Source organism: Actinomyces bowdenii (genome assembly GCF_017592395.1).
Taxonomy (GTDB): domain Bacteria; phylum Actinomycetota; class Actinomycetes; order Actinomycetales; family Actinomycetaceae; genus Actinomyces; species Actinomyces bowdenii.
Map to the genome: position 1 here is coordinate 1 of NZ_JAGFOU010000027.1, position 18,459 is coordinate 18,459.

Consider the following 18,459-nt stretch of genomic DNA (forward strand, 5'->3'; position numbering starts at 1 on the left):
GTGGCGTGTGTAGCAGCTCCCATCATCGGGGGACCTCGACCCCCACCCAAGCAACGACGCACCCACCCAGCCCCACCCCAAACACACCAATAAATCTTGCCTACCACACCCTCAAATGCGAAGAGCCAGCAATCTGCGCGTCTGCGATGGAAATGGGGCGTCCGATGACTCGGTGCCTGGCGAGGACTCTCGCCGCCATCTCTTTCAGGTGTGAGTGGGTCCGATCATCAAGATTTCCTACGCTACTGCCGCCATCGATCGTGATCTCAGCGTCACCAGATAGGTGTCCACTATCAATGCTGGCGGCCGACAGGCGGTTGGCGTCAGCCATGCCCGGCCGTTCGTGACAGGTGCCGACCACCTTCGGCGGGACTCGCCATGAGCCCGCCCTGGGGCCGCTCACTCGGGGCGATCGGCGGGATACTGGCACCATGATCACCATCCGGGCCGCCACCATGGCCGACTCCCCCGGGATCCGGGCCATCCGCAACACCGCCGCGCGCGAGTCCCTGGCCCTGTGGACCGGGCGGGAGCACTCCCCCGATCAGGCCCGCGCCTGGCTCGCCCCCATGGTGGAGCGCGGCACGGCCCTGGTGGCGGTCGCCGAGGCCGGCAGCCAGGACAGCGGCGGGATCGTCGGCTTCGCGGTGGCCTCGCCATGGCGCGACTACGAGGGCTACGCCCGCACCGTGGAGGACTCCATCTACCTCACCCCCACCGCCCAGGGCCGGGGCGTGGGCGGCAGGCTCCTGGCCGCGCTCATCGACGCCTCGCGCACCGCCGGCGACCGGACCATGATCGCAGCCATCGAGGCGGGCAACACCGTCTCGATCCACCTGCACAAGCGCCACGGCTTCACCCTCATCGGGACGATCCCGCAGGCCGGCGAGAAGCTCGGGCGGATCCTCGACCTGTCCCTCCTGAGCCGTCCGCTCATCTGAGCCGCCCCGCAGAGAGCCCAGCCTCTGAACGGTCCCCATCGAGGGGCCTGACGAACCCCGGCGCACTGGGGATAATGGTGATATGAGGCACATCATCTGGGATATGGGCGGCACCCTCATCGACACCTACCCCGGCGTGGTCCGGGCGCTGTGCCGGGCGGCCTACGGCGACCTCGCCCCTGCCCACCTGCGCCAGACCAGCGCCCTGACGCGCATCTCGATCGCCCACGCCATCGAGGAGCTCTCCACCCTGCGCGGCGTCCCACGGGCAGCGCTCGAGCAGGCCCACGAGGACCTCAAGGCCCAGTGGCGCACCCGGCCCGCACCGGTGATGGACGGCGCGCGCGAGCTCATGGCACGGGTGTGGGAGCGCGGCGGGCTCAACCTCGTGGCCACCCACCGCGACCGCGAGAGCGCCACCATGCTCGTGACCATCCACGGCCTGGACCCCGATGACATGGTCTGCGCCCCCGACGGCGTCGAGCGCAAGCCCTCCCCCGCCATGAACCTCCTGCTGGCCCAGCGCCACGGTCTGGATCCCGCCGAGGTCCTGTGCGTCGGGGACCGCCCCATCGACGCCGTCGCCGCCTTCCGGGCGGTCATGGCCCCGGCCCTGCTGGTCAGCCCCGGCACGATCCTCACCCTCGAGGGCGCCGCCGACGGCACCCTGGTGGTCGCCAGCCTGCGGGACCTCATCCCCCTGTTCTGATCGGGGAGGGCCGCGCATCCGCCTCTGCTATCCCCGGCTTCCCCCGCTGAAGGCCGAGCGCGGCCCGTGGCCCGGTGGCACCCGGGCCACGACCTCGAATCGCACGCACACCACGATCGTGCTCCCATCAAGAGCAGGAGGCGGCGCTCCCAGGGAGCGGAACCATGCGGCGTACTCGGCATCGCGCCAGAAGCGCTCATGGCCGGCGCGCCACTGCGCCACGGACTCATACCCCTCCCCCTCGCCGACGGCGTGCTCCAGGCCCACCTCCCCCAGGGGGAGGAGCTGAACACCGGTGACCTCAGTGACGCACACGGGCCCGCCCTCGGAATCGACGACGAGCTCCCGATCACCAGGGGCGGGCAGCGCCTGCCCGCCCGCCTCGAACTCCGCCAGCAGCGCCGTCGTCGTGCGCTTGCGCCCGGCCAGGATCGCGGCCACCAGGCGGTCGCGCAGCGGGCCGGGAAAGCCGTACTCCGCCACAGGGAGCCGGGCGCTCATCGGCGGCTCCTGACCGAGGGCCGGCGCCGGCCGGTCAGTCGCCCAGGGCGGTGCCCACGGCCCTGGCGGCGCGGATCCACTCGTGGTCCTCCGGCACGTACTTGACCTTGCCCGCCACCTGCTTGAGCGGCACCAGCTCGGTGCCGTGCCCGCGGTCGGCCACCATGACCCCGTGCCTGCCCTCGGCGATCGCCTCGGCCCCGGCCACGCCCAGCCGCGTGCCCAGGAGCCGATCGGCCGCATTGGGGGTGCCGCCGCGCTGGACGTAGCCCAGGATCGTCACGCGCGCCTCCAGGCCCGTGCGCTCCTCGAGCTGCTCGGCCAGGGTGAAGGTGTTGGCCCGGTGGGAGGCCTCCAGGCGCTTGACGCCGCGCTTGGCGGCCGCCTTGGCCTGCGGGGTGGAGGCGTCCTTGACCAGGGCCTCGGCGTGGTCGATCTCCTGGCGGTCCGGGCCGCTGAGCGCGCCCTCGGCCACGGCGACCACCGAGAAGGTCGAGCCGTGGGAGCGGCGGCGCTCGATCCTCTGGGCGATGGCGTCGACGTCGTAGGGGATCTCGGGCAGCAGGATGACGTCGGCTCCCCCGGCGATCCCCGCCCCCAGGGCCAGCCACCCGGCGCGGTGGCCCATGATCTCGGCCAGGATGATGCGGTGGTGGGAGTGCGCCGTGGAGTGGAGGCGGTCCACCGCCTCGGTGGCGATCTCCAGCGCGGTGGCGAAGCCGAAGGAGGAGTCGGTGTGGACGATGTCGTTGTCGATGGTCTTGGGCAGGTGGATGACGCTCAGCCCCGCATCCATGAGCCGCCTGGCGTTCTTGGCCGTGCCCCCGCCGCCCAGGCACACCAGGGCGTCGAGCCGGTCCTTCTCGTAGTTCTCCACGATGGTGGGCACCATGTCGCGCACCTCGCCGTCGACCACCATGCGGTGGACCTTGTCCCGGCTGGTGCCCAGCATGGTGCCCCCGGTGGTGAGGATCCCCGAGAGCGCCGAGGCGTCCAGCTCGGTGAAGCGGTTCTCCGCCAGGCCCCGCATGCCGTCGCGGAAGCCGATGAGCTGCCAGCCGTGCTGCTGGATCGCCGCCTTGCCGAAGCCGCGGATCGCCGCGTTGAGCCCAGGAGCGTCCCCGCCCGCCGTCAGGATTCCGATGCGCTTAGCCATGGGGCCAAGTATGCCGCCGTTATCGGGCGGACGCGCCATCTGGGCGGAGCCGGACCCAGGGCTGTATGATCGCGGGCCGGGGCCGCCCGGCGGCTCCCCGGCATCACGGGAACAATTCCCGGCCCGCCCCTGTTGACCCTCCCGGTGGCGCCCCGAGGGGAGGGCTACCGGCGAGACACGAGCCACGAGGAAGGCAGCATCATGGCAGACCGCGCACTGCGAGGCATGACCATCGGCGCGAAGTCGATGGAGTCCGAGGAGGGCGTGGAGTTCGCCGAGCGGATGATGATCACCTACGAGTGCCCGCTCGCCCACGTCATCACCATCCCCATGTCCACCGAGGCGGAGGTCCCCTCCACCTGGGAGTGCCCCGAGTGCGGGCAGATCGCCGCCCGCCGCGGCGAGGAGGAGGACTCCGAGGATGAGGAGCCCAAGAAGGCGCCCCGCACCCACTGGGACATGCTCCTGGAGCGCCGGGGTGTCGATGAGCTCAAGGAGCTGCTCAACGAGCGCCTGGAGATGCTGCGCAGCGGGGAGATCTACCGCGAGCGGATGTAGGCGCCTGCCTCGCCTCCTTGTACTTGCGCCGGCGGCCCAGCACAGTGCTGGGCCGCCGGCGCACTCGCTCGTTGGGCCTGCCTGGGAGGCTGTCAACGGGGAGGGTGGGTGCTGGTGGGAGGGCCAGGGCGGCGGTGGGCCGGGCTCGATGGGGCGTCACTTCGCGACAGAGGCGTCACTTAGCGGAATGGACGCACCTTCTAGGTGTCGTCCACGTCGCGAAGTGACGCGCTTTTCGCGAAGCGACGCCCAACAATCCGGGCCAGGACCCCGGCCCGTGCCCCGGGCCACCCCGAACCAGGAAGAGCGCCAGGACCCCACCCGCCCCGGTCGCGGCCTCCCCTGACAGGGAAGGACGACTAGCGGCCCTGGCCGCCCCGGCCCCCGCGGGAGCCCCAGGCCTGCTGGAGGCGGTCGGCCGCCTGCCGGGACAGCTCCAGGGCCTGGCCGCCCCGCTTGCGCAGGCCCCAGCGGGTCACCAGGCGCAGCTCCTCGGTGAAGATGCCCCCGGAGAGCTTGGACTGGCCGGCCTCGCGCTCCTTGAACACGATGGGCATCTCCACGATCCGCCCCCCGGCCTCCTCGACGAGCATGGTCATGTTGACCTGGAACCCGTAGCCCAGGGCCTCGACCCCGCCCAGGTCCATGCGCCGCAGGATCGAGGCCCGGTAGACGCGGAAGCCCGCGGTGGCGTCCTTGACGCGCATCCCCAGCATGGCGTTGATGTAGAGGTTGCCGGCACGGGACAGGGCCACGCGCCTGGCGTCCCAGCCCTCGGTGGCCCCGCCCGAGACCCAGCGCGAGCCGATGACCAGGTCGGGCTCGTCGGCCATCTCGGCGCGCTGGATGAGCAGTGCCAGGTCCTCGGCGCGGTGGGAGCCATCGGCATCCATCTCGATGATGAGCTCGTAGCCGCCCGCCAGCGCCCAGGAGAAGCCCGCCAGGTAGGCCGGCCCCAGGCCGTTCTTCTCGGCGCGGTGCAGGACGTGGATGTGCTCGTCCTGGGCCGCCCGGGTGTCGGCGTAGTCCCCGGTGCCGTCGGGCGAGCCGTCGTCGACGACGAGGATGTGCGCCTGGGGGGCGTGCTGGCGCACCTGGTCCAGGGCGGTGGGCAGGGTCTCGATCTCGTTGTAGGTGGGAATGACGACGAGTGCCAGCACGTGTTCTCTCCGAGTCCTCAGTGGTCGCGGCCTGTTGCCGGTGGGCGGGTCAGGGACGACGGCGCGCCGTCCTCACCGCGTTCACGATACCCGCCAGGGCCAGGATCGCGGCGAGCGACTCAGCCGCGGCTCCGGGCCAGGCGCCCAGCCGGTCGGCGGGGGTCAGGGAGGTGCGCAGGGCGACGTCGGCCACTAGGGAGGCCTGGGTGTAGGGCCGGGTGACCTGCTCGACGCTGCCGTCGGGGGCGATGATCGCGGTGTAGCCCACGGTGGAGACCTGGACCAGGCTGCGCCCGTGGACGACGGCCTGAACCCTGCCCTGGGCCAGCTGCTGGGCGGCCTCGCCGGAGTCGAGGAAGGAGGCGTTGTTGGTGGGGATGACGATGGCCCGCCCGCCCTGGAGCACCCCCTCGCGCAGGGAGTCGTCGTAGGCGACCTCGAAGCAGATGCCCATGGCCAGGGGCACCTGGCGGCCCTGGGTGGCCGCGGGCACGGTGAGCGCGGAAGGGCCGGTGCCCGCGGCCATGTCGACACTGATGCGGTCGACCTGGCTGGTCAGGCGGCGCACGAGGCTGCGCGCGGGGATGTACTCGGCGAAGGGCACGGGCCGGTGCTTGCGGTAGTAGGCGCCCGGGCCCTCCTGGGGGCTCCACAGGAGCATGTCGTTGTAGCGGACCCGGCCCTCGACGGGCACCGCGCCCACGAGCACCGGGGCGCCGACCGCCCGGGCGGAGCGATCGAGCAGGGCGGCGGTCGAGGCATGCGAGCGCGGGTCGAGGTCGGCGGCATTCTCCGGCCAGATGACCATGTCCAGCGTGCCCGGGCCGACGTCGGCGGCCAGCTGCTCGGTGGCGGTGGCGTGGTTGCCGGTGACCTCCAGGGCGCGGTTGAAGGCGTCCTCGAAATCCTTGGCGACATTGCCCTGGACGGCGCCCACGCGGATGGTCCCCTCCTGGGCGCCGGTGGCCAGGGGCAGGGCGGCGGGCGCCATCATGAGCGCCGCTGCGGCCCCGGCGGCCAGGGCCGCGACGGAAGGACGGCGAGTCCCTATCGTCCCTGCGCGCGCCGGGCGCGGGCCGAGGCGGAGGACCGCTGGCAGGAGGGCCGCGACGGCCTCGGCCAGGCACGCGGCGATGAGGGCCGCCACCAGGCTCAGCGCCAGGGATCCTCCATAGGCGGCCACCGGGAGCATGGGGGCATCGGCCATGGCGAAGGCCAGGCGCCCGAAGGGGAATCCGCCCAGGGGCCAGGAGGAGCGCAGCTCCTCGATGCCCGCCCACAGGATCGCGAAGGCCCCGATGCGCGCCGCCGCGGGAGGCAGCCACCGGCGCGCCGCCCGGCGCCCGGGGCGCCGGGCGCCGGGCGCGGGAGCGCCGGTGAGGGCGGGCAGGCGGCTGACCAGCGCCCAGGCCCCGCCCAGGAGGGCGAGGTAGAGGCTCTGGAAGACGGTGAGTGCCGCCCAGCCGATGGGGTTGCCCATGGCCACGGCGGTGAAGTGGAGCAGGGGGGCCAGCAGGCCCGCGCCGTAGAGCGCGCCGAGCCCGAGCCCGGTGCGCAGCCCGGCCCCGCGCGTGAGCAGCATGAGGCCGCCGACCCCGATGAGGCCCGCCCACCACAGGCCCATGGGTGGGAAGGCCGCGTAGGTCACCAGTCCCCAGATCACGGCGAGCAGAGCCGGGCGGCAGGCGCTGGCAATCCTCAGAGCTCTCATGGCTGTTCCGCTCCCCTCTCCTCACAGGCGCCGGGGCCCGTGCCTGCGGCGCTCACAGCCCCGACCACGCCACGACGCCCCGGTCGAGGTCCTGGCAGGCCTCGGCGGCCTGCAGCGACAGGGCCGCGATGTCCCTCCCGGTGCGCTCATCGGCGCCCCGGGAGGGGGTCAGGGCGGCGAGCTGGCCGACGACGTCGAGCAGCTGGCGGCACCAGCGCACGAAGTCCCCGGCGCTCAGCTCGGTGGCCTGGAGGACCTCGGCCAGGTCCGCGCCCCGGCACCAGGCCCGCACCGCCCCGGCCAGGGCCGGCTCGGCACCCGGGGAGGCCTCCAGGCGGGCCAGTGCCTCCAGCTCGTTGATGCGCCGGGAGACCGCCAGGGTCTCGCGCAGGCTGCGGCCCAACTGCGATCCGGGCGCCACCGGCAGCCCCAGAGACTGGCTGGTCAGGCGCGGCTCGTAGACGCAGGCGCTCAGGGCCCCGGCCAGCTCGCCGGAGTCCAGGCCCCGCCAGGCCCCGGTGCGCAGGCACTCGGCGATGAGCAGGTCGCGCTCGGCGTAGATGCGGGCCAGGACCCGGCCGGCGGCGGTGACCCGCAGCCCGCCATCGGGCCTGCGCGGGTCGGCCGCCTCGAGGTACCCCAGTTCCAGGAGGACCCGGCACACGGCGTCGAAGAGCCGCGCGATGGTGCCGGTGCGGGCCTCCACGCGCCGCTGGAGCCGCTGGGAGGCCGCCAGGGCCCGGGACCACTTGCGTCCTACGCGGGCGTGCTCCTCGCGCTGCGGGCAGCCGTGGCAGGGGTGGGCGCGCATGTCCGCGCGCAGCTGCTCGAGGCGCTCAATGGCGGCGAGCTCGTCCTGGGCGCGCCCTGACGGGGTGCGGCTGCGGCGGGCATCGGACAGGGCGCCGCTGCGCAGGGCCTCCACCAGGCGCCCCACGAGGCGGTCGCGGTCCCTGGGCCGGTGGAGGTCCAGGCTCGGGGCCACGCGCAGGTGCCCCACCCGGGTGACCCCGTCGGGCGAGGTGTCCGGCGTCAGGGTCACCACGCGACCGTCCTCCCCCAGCACGGTCAGGGCGGGGGTGCCGGTGCGGTCGGCGGCCACCTCCAGGACCACGGCGTGCCGCAGGCGCCGGCCCCGGCGGTGGATGACGACGTCGCCGCGCTCCAGGCCGCTCATGGCCCGCCCCGCCTCCCGGCGCCGCGAGGCCGACCTGGCCCGCGACAGGTCCGCCTCGACCTCGCCGATCTCCTGGCGCAGGGCCGCGTACTCGCGGAAGTCCCCCAGGTCGCAGGCCATCGCCTCCTCTAGGGAGGCCAGGGAGCGGCGCTTCCTGCGCGCCTGGGCCGCCAGCTCCACCACTCCCCGGTCGGCCTGGAACTGGGCGAAGGAGGACTCCAGGACCTCGCGGGCCCGGGCCCGCGAGGTGCGCGACAGGAGGTTGACCGCCATGTTGTAGGTGGGGCGGAAGGCGGAGACCAGGGGGTAGGTGCGCCGTGAGGCCAGGGCGGAGACGGTCGAGGGCTCGACGTCGTCGGCGGCCAGGACCACGGCGTGCCCCTCGATGTCGATGCCGCGCCGGCCCGCACGGCCCGTGAGCTGGGTGTACTCCCCCGGGCTGAGGGTCACGTGCGCCGAGCCGTTCCACTTGCGCAGCGACTCCAGGACCACGGTGCGCGCCGGCATGTTGATCCCCAGGGCCAGGGTCTCGGTGGCGTAGACGACCTTGATGAGGCCGGCGCTGAAGAGCTCCTCCACCGTCTCCTTGAACACCGGCAGCAGCCCGGCGTGATGGGCGGCCACGCCCCGCTCCAGCGCGTGGGCCCAGGAGTGGAAGCCCAGGACCCCCAGGTCCTCCCGGGGGATGTCGGCCGTGCGCTGCTCGACGACGGCGCGGATGGCGGCCGCCTGCGCAGGCGTGGTCAGGTCCACTCCCGCACTGACCGCCTGGGCCACGGCCTGCTCGCAGCCCGCCCGGGAGAAGATGAAGATGATGGCTGGCAGCAGCCCGGCCGCCTCCAGGGCGGAGATGACCGCGGGCCGCGAGGGCGGCTTCAGCCGGGCGGTGCGGGCCCCGCCCTCGCCGCGGCGCGGGGCCCGCACCGCCCGGCCCCGGCGCCGCCAGTGCGGGGAGTCCCCGTGCCCCGGGTGGGAGGAGGACTGCGAGGCGGCGGCCCGCCGGGCGCTGCGGATGGCCTGGACCAGCCGGGGGTTGATGGGCGGCTGGCCGGAGCCCTCCGGGCCCGGCGCCCCGCCGCCTCCCTCCCCGGCACCGTCATGGGCCCGGGTGCTGGGCGCCTCCTCCTGGGCGGGGCGGTGACCGGGCAGGGAGTAGAGCGGCAGCAGGCGCCTTCCCACCATCATGTGCTGGGTCAGGGGCACGGGCCGGTGCTCGCTGACCACCACGGCGGTGGCGCCCCGCACCTGTCCCAGCCAGTCGCCGAACTCCTCGGCGTTGGAGACCGTGGCCGACAGGGAGACCACCCGCACCTGTGGCGCCAGGTGGATGATGACCTCCTCCCACACCGGGCCGCGGAAGCGGTCGGCCAGGTAGTGGACCTCGTCCATGACCACGTAGCCCAGGTCCTCCAGGTCCCGTGATCCGGAGTAGAGCATGTTGCGCAGCACCTCGGTGGTCATCACCACCACCTCGGCGTGGGGGTTGACCGAGGCGTCACCGGTGAGCAGTCCCACCCGCTCCTGCCCGTGGCGGGCCGCCAGGTCGAGGTACTTCTGGTTGGACAGCGCCTTGATGGGGGTGGTGTAGAAGGTCTTCAGGCCCCGGGCCAGCCCCAGGTGGACGGCGAACTCCCCCACCACGGTCTTGCCCGCCCCCGTGGGCGCGGCCACCAGGACGTTCTCGCCCCGCTCCAGCGCGGCGCAGCCCTGGATCTGGAAGTCGTCCAGGGGGAAGTCGTAGCCCTCGGCGAAGCGCGCCGCCTCACCGCGGCCAGCCGCCTGACGACGACGGGCCTCGGCATAGCGCTGGGCGGGTGAGCTCATGGGCACACCCTACGTTCCCGCGCCCGCACCGTCGCCGGGGCCCGGCGCGGGCGCCAGGAGGCGCACCGCCCGCGGTACCGCCTCCAGGCGCAGCGGCAGGGGCGCCAGGGGCTCGCCGTCGGCGTAGGGGTGGGGCGGGGGCCGCAGCCCATGGTCACGGCCGGTGCGCTCATCGAGGGCCTCGATGGTCACGCTCGCGCTGCGCTCGAGGTGGACGTGGGGCGATTCCAGGTGGGTGCCCGACAGGAGCCGGCGCAGCAGGCCCAGGAGCCGGGCCCGGCCCACGGGCTCCAGGCGCAGCACCTCCAGCATCCCGTCGCCGGCATCGGCATGGGGCGCCAGGATCAGCCCTCCGCCGAAGTAGCGGGTGTTGGCCACGGCCGCCAGCAGCGCGGGCCCCTCCCAGGTGCCCGCATCGGTGGTGATCCGATAGCCGTAGGGGGCCAGGGCACTGAGCTCGGCCAGGATCGCGCGCAGGTAGCGCCCCTCCCCCGCGGGCCAGGTCATGAGGTTCGCCCGGGCGTTGACCGCGGCGTCGAAGCCGGCGGAGACCACCGCCAGGGACCACCGGTGCTCACCGGCCACCGCTGCGCCGTCGGGGCGGGTGGCGCGGATGGCGTCCACGGCCAGGACCCGGCCGTCGACGGCGCGCCCGCTCAGGGCGGCGTCGATGATCCGGGTGCACTCCGCCACATCCCGGCTGGGCAGGCCGAAGTGGCGGGCGATGTCGTTGCCGGTTCCGGTGGCCACGATCCCCAGGGGCACCTCGGTGCCCGCCACCACCTCCAGGCCCAGGTGGACCATGCCATCGCCTCCCACGACCACCAGGGCGTCGGCCTCCTGGGCCACCAGGGCCGATCCCGCGCTGCGCGCCTGCTCGTAGGAGCCGGTGCGCACATGGAGGACCTCATGACCGGCGCGCATGAGGCGCAGGCGGGCCTCGTCGTCGGCCCGGGCGTGACGGCCCCTCCCCGAGGAGGGATTGGACAGCAGGGCGATGCGCATGGTGGGAGGCGGGGCGGCTGCGGCAGCGGTCTCAGCGGGCTCTTGCTCGTGGCGGGAATCGGCGCGGCGGGGGCCGCTCAGTCCGCAGTGAGCCGCTTGGAGTCGGGGGCGGCCAGGGCCGCGTCGAGCTCGGCGTCCAGCGCCGCCCGCTTCCTGGCCACGCGCTTGTCGTGGCTGATGGCGATGTAGCAGGCCAGGAAGTACAGGCCGGTGATGGGCAGGGCCATGAAGATCATCGACCAGGGGTCGGGCAGGGGGTTGGCCACCGCCATGAAGGCGAAGATGATGACCACGGCCCAGCGCCAGCCCTTGAGCAGGGTCGTGCCCTTGACCAGGCCCAGGTGGTTGAGGGCCACCATGACCTCCGGCAGCAGGAAGGCCAGGCCGAAGACCAGGATGATCCTCATGACGAAGGACAGGTAGGGGCTGGCGTCGATGAAGCCGGAGGTCACCTCCACCTGGGGGATGAATCCGGTGAGGATCGTGACCGCGTGAGGCAGGATGAGGATGCCCAGGCCGACGCCGCACAGGAACAGCAGCAGGCCCACCACGCCGTAGGCCCAGGTGTAGCGCTTCTCCCTGGCCGTCATGCCCGGCCCCACATAGGCCCAGAACTGGTACATCCACAGCGGTGAGGACAGGATGACGCCCAGCCACAGGGAGATGCGGATCTTCAGGTCGAAGGAGCCCAGCACCGTGCTGAAGTTCAGGGTCAGCCTCGCCCCGTCCTCGATCGCCTCGGTGATGGGGTAGGTGACCACGGCGAAGGCCCAGTCGTAGATGATGTAGCCCACCACCGACCCGACGATCACCCCGATGGCCGAGATGATGACGCGGTTGCGCAGCTCGCGCAGGTGGTCCCCGATGGACATCCTCGCCTCGGGATTGTCCTTGCGGCGGGACGCGGAGATCTTGGGGAGCTTGGGCACCGCGCTTCTCCTTCGTGGCGTTGGTGGGTGCAGGGCTGAGGGCCGCGCGCCGCCCGGGGCGGCCGCGCCGGCCTCCCACGGCTGGGGCCGCCCGGGCCGGGCCGCGGGCTCAGTGCTGGGAGGGGTGCTCCGAGCTGCTGGGGGCGGCCTGGCCCTGCTGGGTGGGCTGGGTGTAGTAGGTGCCCTCCTGGGGCTGCTGGATCTGGGCGGGAGGCTGGTCGTCGTCCTCGCGCAGCTCCTTGACCTCCTTCTTGAAGACCTTCATCGACTGGCCCAGGCTCTTGGCGATGTCGGGGAGCCGGCCTGCTCCGAAGACCAGGACCACGACGACGATGAGCACGATCCAGTGCCAGGGCTTGAAAGCTCCCATGGTGAATTCCTACTTCCGGTGGGTGCACGATGAGTGAACACGATGAGTGAACACGATGAGTCTAGCGCTCAGCGCGCCATGCCCCGACCCGCCCCTGCGGGTATCCGCCCCGGGCGGAGGAGGCGCGCAGTATCATACTCCGCCCGCGGGCGGTGCCCCTGCGCCCCTCCCGCCGTCGTCAAGGCCGTCGGCGTCGTAGGCGGCCAGCGCGCGGCGCGCGGCACCGCCCGCCCGCTGCGCCAGGGAGGCGGGCTCGACGGCGATGAGATGGCTGCCGGCCGAGAGCACCAGGGAGACCAGCCAGTCCTCGTCGCGCCCCTGGACCGTGGCCCGCAGGCGCCCATCGTCCTGCTCCTCGACGCTCAGGCAGGGGACCTGCTCGACCAGCCACCGGCCCGAGGGCCGCAGTGTGACAACGGCCGTGGGACCCTCCGGGGGCGCGGCCGGCGCCCCGCCCCTGGCGCGCCCGGGGGCGCGGTGGGCCCGTGCCCGGGTGGGCAGGACGGTGGCCGCCAGAATGCGGTCGAGGCGGAAGGTGCGCTGCGCGCCGGCGCTCAGGCACCACCCGAGCAGGGACAGGTGGGCGCCGTCGCTGCGCAGCCCCATGGGGTCGACCTGCCGCTGGGAGGCGGTGTCCGTGGCCGAGACGTAGGTGATCTCGAGCCGACGGCGCTCGCGCAGGGCCCGGCGCACAGCGGCCAGCACCTGGGCCAGGTGGGAGGAGCCGGCCCGGGCCGGGGCGTCGCCGGGATCGAGCGCCTCGTCGGGCCCGTGGGCCAGCAGGCGGCTCAGCGCCGCCTCGGCCCCGCCCAGGGCGCGCAGGGAGTCCTCGTCCTCGGCCAGCACGGAGCGCAGGACGCGCAGGGCCATGACCAGGGAGAGCGCCTCCTGGCGGGACAGGCGCACGGGCCGGTCCAGGCCCAGGGGCTCGGACAGGCTCAGGCGGCCGGCCTCGAACTCGGTGGCGTCGAAGTCGACGAGCTCGCCGGGCAGGCCGCCGGGAAGCCCCGAGACCCACAGGGTGTTGACATCGGCCTCGATCTGCGCGGGGGTGACGCCGAAGTGGGCGGCGGCGCGCTCGATGCCGGCCCCGGGGTGCTCGGCCACCCAGGCGGGCAGGGCCAGCAGGCGGGCCAGTCGCTCGGAGGCGGGTCGGCGCGGCATCTCAGGCCCCCCTGGTTCCGTCGGTCTCAGCACGCCCATCACCGTCACCGGCGCCCTCCGGTGCGCCGGGCGGTGCCGCCTCCAGCGCCGCCGCCGCGCGCAGGTGGTCCACGACGCTGCTGCGCAGCTGCGCGGGGGCCAGGACCAGGACCGCCTCGCCCATGGAGGCCAGGGTCCCCGCGAAGGACAGGCACTCCTCGTAGTCCACCGCGATGAGGTCGCGCCCCTCCGGGGCGCTCAGGGGCGGGGCATCGATGCCGGCCACTGCGGTGCCGGCGTCGACCTGCCGCCCCACGAGCCTGAGGCCCAGGGCCCGGCCCGGCAGGACCGCCAGGAGGGCGCGCTGGGACGACGGCGCCCTGCGCGGCCCTCGGACGAAGGCGCCGGGAGGGCCCTGCACCGCGATGGGCCCGCTGAGGCGGGCCAGGTTGAAGGTGCGCTCCTGGCCGGTGGCCGTCTCGACGGCGTCGAGGTACCAGGCCCCCTGGCTCATGCGCAGGTGGTGGGGCTCGACGGTGCGCACGCTGCTGGTGCCCGAGTGCGCTGAGAGATAGCGGAAGGAGATGAGGCGGCGCTCATCGACCGCGGCGATGAGCGCCTCGGGGATCTGCTCGCCGGACAGGTCCGCCGACAGCTCCCTCACCCCCAGCGGCGCGGGCGGGCTCGGGGCCCGGCCCGGCTGCTCCGCCCTCGAGCCATCAGCGGGGCCCGGGGGCTCCTCGGCCACGGCCCGCAGCTTGATGAGGGCCCGCCGGGCGGTGGCCGGCAGGCTGCCGTGGCGCCAGGCCGAGGCGGCCAGATCCAGGGCGGCGGCCTGGGAGGCGTCCAGGCGCAGTTCGGGAAGGACGTAGTCCTCCTCGCTGATGCGGTAGCGGGGCTCGTCCTGCTCGCCCAGGGTGGTCAGCACGATGCCCAGCTCGCGCAGCGTCTCCTTGTCCCGCTCGAACTTGCGGCGGGCCGACTCCGCGTTGTCCGCCGCGTATCCGGGCACGGCGCCGAGCAGCTCCTCGGCGCTCATCCCCCGACGGGTGCTCCGCAGTGTCAGCAGGAGACTGACCAGGCGCTCCTCGGCGCTGCGGGACTGCTCGCTCACGGCCCCCAGCGTAGGGGCTCGCTAGGCTGGTGGGCATGATGTGGCGCGACGGCGTGGTGATCGGCCTGCGACGGTCATGGGGGCGGCCGGGGCAGGCCTGCGCGGAGCTGGAGGTGGAGATCACCGGCGCGCCCCGGCAGGCCCGCGGGCCGGGGCCGGGCGAGCGCATCCGGGCGGTGGCCTACGAGGCCATCACCGGGCTGCCCCGGGCCGGGGAGCGCCTGCGCCTGGAGGTCTCCGCCCTGGACCGGGGCCTGGGCACCGGCGGTCACGCCATGGTGGCGGCCCGCCTGGACGTCCTGCCCCCGGATGCCCCCCGGGAGGGGCACCTGGTCAAGGCCCGCTACATGCCCGACCAGGTGATGGTCACCGGCGTCGATGAGCAGGGCACGGACCACCACCCCGTGCTCAGCGCGCCCATCGGCGCCCTGGGCCTGGAGGGCATGCCGGTCGTGGTCGCCGACCTGCACTCCTCCCTGCCCGCGATCCTGGCGGGCCTGCGCGCCGATCCGGGATGCCCGGGCCCTAAGGGCTCGGCCCCGCCCTGCCCCGCATCCCCGCAGGCGCCCCGGGCCGTCTACATCATGACCGACGGCGGCGCCCTGCCGCTTGCCTACTCCCGCACCGTGGCCGGGCTGCGGCAGGCCGGCTGGCTCGCCGGGACCATCAGCGCCGGGCAGGCCTGGGGCGGGGAGGTCGAGGCCGTCACCGTGCACAACGCGCTGCTCGCCGCCCGCCACATCCTGGGCGCTCAGGTGGCCGTGGTCATCCAGGGCCCGGGGAACCTGGGCACCGACACCCCGTGGGGCTTCTCCGGGGTGGCCTGCGGGGAGGCGGTCAATGCCGTCGCCGCCCTGGGGGGCCGGGCGGTGGCCTGCCTGCGCATCTCCCAGGCCGATGCGCGCCGGCGCCACCGGGGCGTGTCCCACCACTCGATGACCGCCTACGGGCGGGTGGCGCTGGCCGCGGCGGATATCGCCGTCCCCCAGCTCGACGGCGCCCTGGGCGAGCAGGTCGGTGAGCAGGCCCGGGCCCTGTGCGCCCCACGGCCCGGGGCCGGCGGGCACCGGCTGGTGCCCGTGCCCACGGCCGGCCTCATGGAGGCGCTGCGGGCGGCCCAGGAGACCACCGGGATGCGGATGTCCACCATGGGCCGGGGCCTGGAGGAGGATGCGGCCGCCTTCCTGGCCGCTGCCGCCGCGGGGCGCCACGCCCGCGGCCTGCTGGAGGCCTGCGGGCCCGGGGCCGGGCGGCCATGACCGCCGTCCCGCAGGCAGCGGCTCCCGGTGCCCGGCCCTACGACTGGCGCCGGCACTGCCGCACCGTCCCACCGGGAGCCACCAGGGGCGGCCTGGCCGCGGTGGACATCGGCTGGGGCGCGCTCTGCCTGGTGGTGGCCTCCCTGAACCTCGACTTCATCCTGGACTACGGCCCCTACCCGGTCTACGTGCTCAACCTGGGGGTGAGCCTGGTCCTGGCCCTCCTGCAGTTCCTGCGCCTGCGGCTGCTGCGCGCGGCGCTCATCGCCACCTACAGCATGCTGGCCGTCTACGCGCTGCTCGTGCTGCTCTCCCCGGTCAACCTGGGGCTGGACCCGATCATCATCACCGCGGTGACCAGCCTGCACGCCGTCACCCGCTGGGAGCCCGACCGCAGGTGGGGCACCCCGCCCTCCTGCTGGCCCTGGCCGGCGCGGTGGTCAACCCCGCCACCATCATGGCCAGCAGGTTCCAGGCCGCGGCCCCGGGCCGGGCGCTGGTGCCCCTCATGCTCATCTCCCTGGTCTTCGTCGGTGCGGTGATCCTGACCTACCTGCACGCCTCGGCACGGCGGCGCTCGGCCGAGTCCCACGCCCAGGAGCTGCGGGCCGCGGCGCTGGCCGCCACCGCCGCAGAGCGCCTGGGCATCGCCCGCGAGCTGCACGACCTGGTGGGCCACAGCCTCACCGCGGTCACCGTCCAGGCCTCCACCGGCCTGGCCCTGGGAGGCGGCGAGCAGATGCGAGGCGCCCTGGAATCCGTGCGGAGCACGGCCAGCACCTCCCTGGACTCGGTGCGCGAGCTGGTGCGGGCCCTGCGCTCCCAGGCCCAGGACTCCGCTCCCCTGGCCGACCTGCTCACCGTGCCCGACCTCGTGGGCAGCGCCCGCAGCGCCGGGCGGCGGGTGAGCGCGCGGCTGCCCGAGCCGCAGGTGCTGGAGGCCTGGAACGAGCAGTGGTCGATGATGCAGCGCCTGACCCTCGTGCGGCTGGTGGGCGAGGCGATGACCAATGCCCTCAAGCACGGCGGGAGCCCCATCCTGGTGCGCCTGGGCCTGGATGAGGGCCGCTGCCGCCTGGAGGTCGTCAATGCCGCGCCGCGCCAGTCCCAGCAGGGGCGCCCCGGCGCGCCCGCGGGCAGCGGCCTCATCGGGCTCCAGGAGCGGCTGCGGCTGGTCGGGGGCGCCCTGGAGGCCTCAGCGGTCGACCTCGACGGCGCGGCGGGCTTCCGCCTGGCGGCCTCCTTCCCCGTCAACCAGCCCGCGGCCGAGGCGGCCGGCACCGACCCGGAGGCGGGAGGCTCCCGACATGGCCGAGATGAATGAGACGGCTGAGACGACTGATACGACGGCTGGGCCCGGGGGCGGGCCCATCGCCGTGGCGGTGGTCGATGACCAGCAGCTGCTCGTCTCCGCCTTCAGCGCGCTCATCGCCGCCCAGCAGGACATGGAGGTCGTCCTGACCGCCGCCAACGGGCGGGAGGCGGTGGAGCGGCTCACCGCCGCGGCCGGGCAGGCGCCTGGACCGGCCCCGAGCCCGGTGGTGCTCATGGACCTGCGGATGCCGATCATGGACGGCGTCAGCGCCATTGCCGCGCTGCGCGGCCGCCCGGCCACCGCCGGCCTGCCCATCCTGGTGCTGACGACTTTCGACGACGAGCAGCTGGTGCTGTCCTCCCTGCGCGCGGGTGCCAACGGCTTCCTGCTCAAGGACGCCTCCCCCCAGGTCCTGCTCCAGGCGATCCGGGTGGTCGCCCGGGGCGGGGCCTGGTTGGATCCGGCGGTCACGGGCACGGTCCTGGCCCATCTGGAGGCGCAGGAGCCACCGGGCGGGCGGGCCGCTGCGGGCGGGACGGCGGGACCGGCCGACGACGACGGGGCGGCGGGCGGCGTCGTCGACCCCGTCCCCGGTGCCGGCGGCGGTGGCCTGCACGAGCCCCTGACCCGCCGCGAGGAGGCGGTCCTGGCCCTGGTGTGCCAGGGGCTGGCCAATGCCGAGATCGCCCGGAGGCTCTACCTGGCCGAGTCCACCATCAAGACCCATGTCAAGGCGGTCCTGGGCAAGACGGGGTGCGCCAACCGGGTCGAGCTGGTCATCCACGCCTTCGCCACCGGCCTGGTGCCCCTGCCCGGCCCGCGCGGCGATGAGGGCCCCGGAGCGGTCAGGACATGAAGACGTTGGCGATCTCGCCCTGCTCGCCGCGGGTCACCGACAGGGTGTAGGACTGCCCCGTGGTGTTGGCGATGCGGTAGCCGGTGGTGGCCCCGATATCCTCCCGGCTCAGGGACCAGCCCGGCATGAGGTGGACCAGTCCGTGCAGGGACCAGTCGATGTCATCGACCGCCATGACGTAGCGGGTCAGGGAGGGGAAGAGCCGGTTGAGGGTCAGGTCGGGCAGCGGCACGGAGAGGTCCTCCAGGAGGAAGACCTGCCGGGAGCCCGCGGTGCCCGTGGCCCCCGAGTAGTACAGGATCCTGGGGCCGAAGATCTCCGTGGCGGCCATCCCCACATCGTGGGACAGGGTGGTGACGAGCTCGACCTGGTTCTCCCCCGGCTCGACCTCGTAGCCGACCTCCTCGCGCTGGAAGACCTCCAGGCCATGGCGGGCGCCGAAGATCGAGATGCGGGAGGCCGCCGAGTTCTGCCCCACGTAGGGGGCGAAGGGCGCGGCGAAGCCCCACAGCAGGGAGGCCGGGTTGAGCGCGATGGAGGCGAGGACCTGACCGGTGGCGGTGATCCTGCCGCGCTCGGAGCTGAACACGAAGCGCCGGGCGCGCAGGTCCACGCTCCAGTCGTACTCCCCCAGTCGCTGCTCCAGGACCTCGGCGAGCATCTCCTGGCGAACGAGGGCGTAGATGGCCGCGCGCTGGCCGACTCGACGAAGCTGAGGGATCACGGCGCAC

The 18,459-nt window shown here is 74.0% G+C and carries 18 protein-coding genes; 7 read left to right on the top strand and 11 right to left on the bottom strand.

What is annotated here, in order from left to right; all coding sequences use genetic code 11:
- Positions 1-431 precede the first annotated feature (431 nt).
- Positions 432-941, top strand: coding sequence for a GNAT family N-acetyltransferase (locus J5X07_RS10895; RefSeq protein ID WP_208479821.1), 510 nt, complete (start codon positions 432-434; stop codon positions 939-941).
- 82 nt (positions 942-1,023) lie between these two features.
- Positions 1,024-1,650: an HAD family hydrolase gene (locus tag J5X07_RS10900; RefSeq protein WP_208479822.1), complete on the top strand. Its 627-nt coding sequence runs from the start codon at positions 1,024-1,026 to the stop codon at positions 1,648-1,650.
- 27 nt (positions 1,651-1,677) lie between these two features.
- On the opposite strand, the gene J5X07_RS10905 is transcribed toward J5X07_RS10900, so the two are convergent.
- Entirely contained in the window at positions 1,678-2,151 is a 474-nt protein-coding gene (locus J5X07_RS10905) for an ASCH domain-containing protein (protein WP_208479823.1), read from the bottom strand.
- Between the two features lie 34 nt (positions 2,152-2,185).
- Complete coding sequence (locus J5X07_RS10910; protein WP_124934314.1) at positions 2,186-3,307, bottom strand: 6-phosphofructokinase; 1,122 nt, start codon at positions 3,305-3,307, stop codon at positions 2,186-2,188.
- A 201-nt stretch (positions 3,308-3,508) separates the two neighbouring features.
- On the opposite strand from J5X07_RS10910, the gene J5X07_RS10915 reads away from it, so the two are divergent.
- Entirely contained in the window at positions 3,509-3,865 is a 357-nt protein-coding gene (locus tag J5X07_RS10915) for an RNA polymerase-binding protein RbpA (protein WP_208479824.1), read from the top strand.
- A gap of 359 nt (positions 3,866-4,224) precedes the next feature.
- On the opposite strand, the gene J5X07_RS10920 is transcribed toward J5X07_RS10915, so the two are convergent.
- The 8 genes from J5X07_RS10920 to J5X07_RS10955 all read right to left on the bottom strand — a co-directional run bounded on the left by J5X07_RS10920 (position 4,225) and on the right by J5X07_RS10955 (position 14,298).
- Positions 4,225-5,025: a polyprenol monophosphomannose synthase gene (locus tag J5X07_RS10920; RefSeq protein ID WP_208479825.1), complete on the bottom strand. Its 801-nt coding sequence runs from the start codon at positions 5,023-5,025 to the stop codon at positions 4,225-4,227.
- Between the two features lie 49 nt (positions 5,026-5,074).
- Positions 5,075-6,736, bottom strand: a complete 1,662-nt coding sequence (gene lnt, locus J5X07_RS10925) for an apolipoprotein N-acyltransferase (protein WP_208479826.1) — start codon at positions 6,734-6,736, stop codon at positions 5,075-5,077.
- Positions 6,737-6,788: 52 nt separating this feature from the next.
- The gene (locus J5X07_RS10930) at positions 6,789-9,737 is read right to left on the bottom strand and encodes a DEAD/DEAH box helicase (protein WP_208479827.1); all 2,949 of its coding nucleotides are present in this window, start codon (positions 9,735-9,737) and stop codon (positions 6,789-6,791) included.
- A 9-nt stretch (positions 9,738-9,746) separates the two neighbouring features.
- Positions 9,747-10,742 carry a diacylglycerol/lipid kinase family protein gene (locus J5X07_RS10935; RefSeq protein ID WP_208479828.1) on the bottom strand — a complete coding sequence of 332 codons (996 nt, stop codon included), beginning with the start codon at positions 10,740-10,742 and terminating at the stop codon, positions 9,747-9,749.
- 77 nt (positions 10,743-10,819) lie between these two features.
- A complete protein-coding gene (tatC, locus tag J5X07_RS10940) occupies positions 10,820-11,671 on the bottom strand; it encodes a twin-arginine translocase subunit TatC (RefSeq protein ID WP_124934320.1) in 852 nt (283 codons plus the stop codon).
- A gap of 109 nt (positions 11,672-11,780) precedes the next feature.
- On the bottom strand, positions 11,781-12,041 hold the full coding sequence (gene tatA, locus J5X07_RS10945; RefSeq protein WP_124934321.1) for a Sec-independent protein translocase subunit TatA: 261 nt from the start codon (positions 12,039-12,041) through the stop codon (positions 11,781-11,783).
- A gap of 132 nt (positions 12,042-12,173) precedes the next feature.
- Positions 12,174-13,205, bottom strand: coding sequence for a helix-turn-helix transcriptional regulator (locus J5X07_RS10950; protein ID WP_208479829.1), 1,032 nt, complete (start codon positions 13,203-13,205; stop codon positions 12,174-12,176).
- 1 nt (position 13,206) lies between these two features.
- Positions 13,207-14,298: a helix-turn-helix transcriptional regulator gene (locus J5X07_RS10955; protein WP_341769457.1), complete on the bottom strand. Its 1,092-nt coding sequence runs from the start codon at positions 14,296-14,298 to the stop codon at positions 13,207-13,209.
- A 35-nt stretch (positions 14,299-14,333) separates the two neighbouring features.
- Between J5X07_RS10955 and J5X07_RS10960 the strand changes: the two genes are divergently transcribed.
- From J5X07_RS10960 to J5X07_RS10970, 4 genes are read left to right on the top strand one after another with little or no spacing between them, the layout of a single operon-like run.
- Positions 14,334-15,557 carry a DUF3866 family protein gene (locus J5X07_RS10960; RefSeq protein WP_208479830.1) on the top strand — a complete coding sequence of 408 codons (1,224 nt, stop codon included), beginning with the start codon at positions 14,334-14,336 and terminating at the stop codon, positions 15,555-15,557.
- Entirely contained in the window at positions 15,554-16,099 is a 546-nt protein-coding gene (locus tag J5X07_RS13100; protein WP_243896764.1) for a hypothetical protein, read from the top strand. Before J5X07_RS10960 ends, J5X07_RS13100 begins: the two co-directional genes overlap by 4 nt.
- Positions 16,066-16,881, top strand: coding sequence for a sensor histidine kinase (locus J5X07_RS13105; protein WP_243896768.1), 816 nt, complete (start codon positions 16,066-16,068; stop codon positions 16,879-16,881). Before J5X07_RS13100 ends, J5X07_RS13105 begins: the two co-directional genes overlap by 34 nt.
- On the top strand, positions 16,874-17,728 hold the full coding sequence (locus J5X07_RS10970) for a response regulator transcription factor (RefSeq protein ID WP_208479846.1): 855 nt from the start codon (positions 16,874-16,876) through the stop codon (positions 17,726-17,728). The genes J5X07_RS13105 and J5X07_RS10970 overlap by 8 nt, the downstream gene beginning before the upstream one ends.
- On the opposite strand, the gene J5X07_RS10975 is transcribed toward J5X07_RS10970, so the two are convergent.
- On the bottom strand, positions 17,718-18,452 hold the full coding sequence (locus J5X07_RS10975; RefSeq protein WP_208479831.1) for a DUF6882 domain-containing protein: 735 nt from the start codon (positions 18,450-18,452) through the stop codon (positions 17,718-17,720). The genes J5X07_RS10970 and J5X07_RS10975 overlap by 11 nt on opposite strands.
- Positions 18,453-18,459 lie beyond the last annotated feature (7 nt).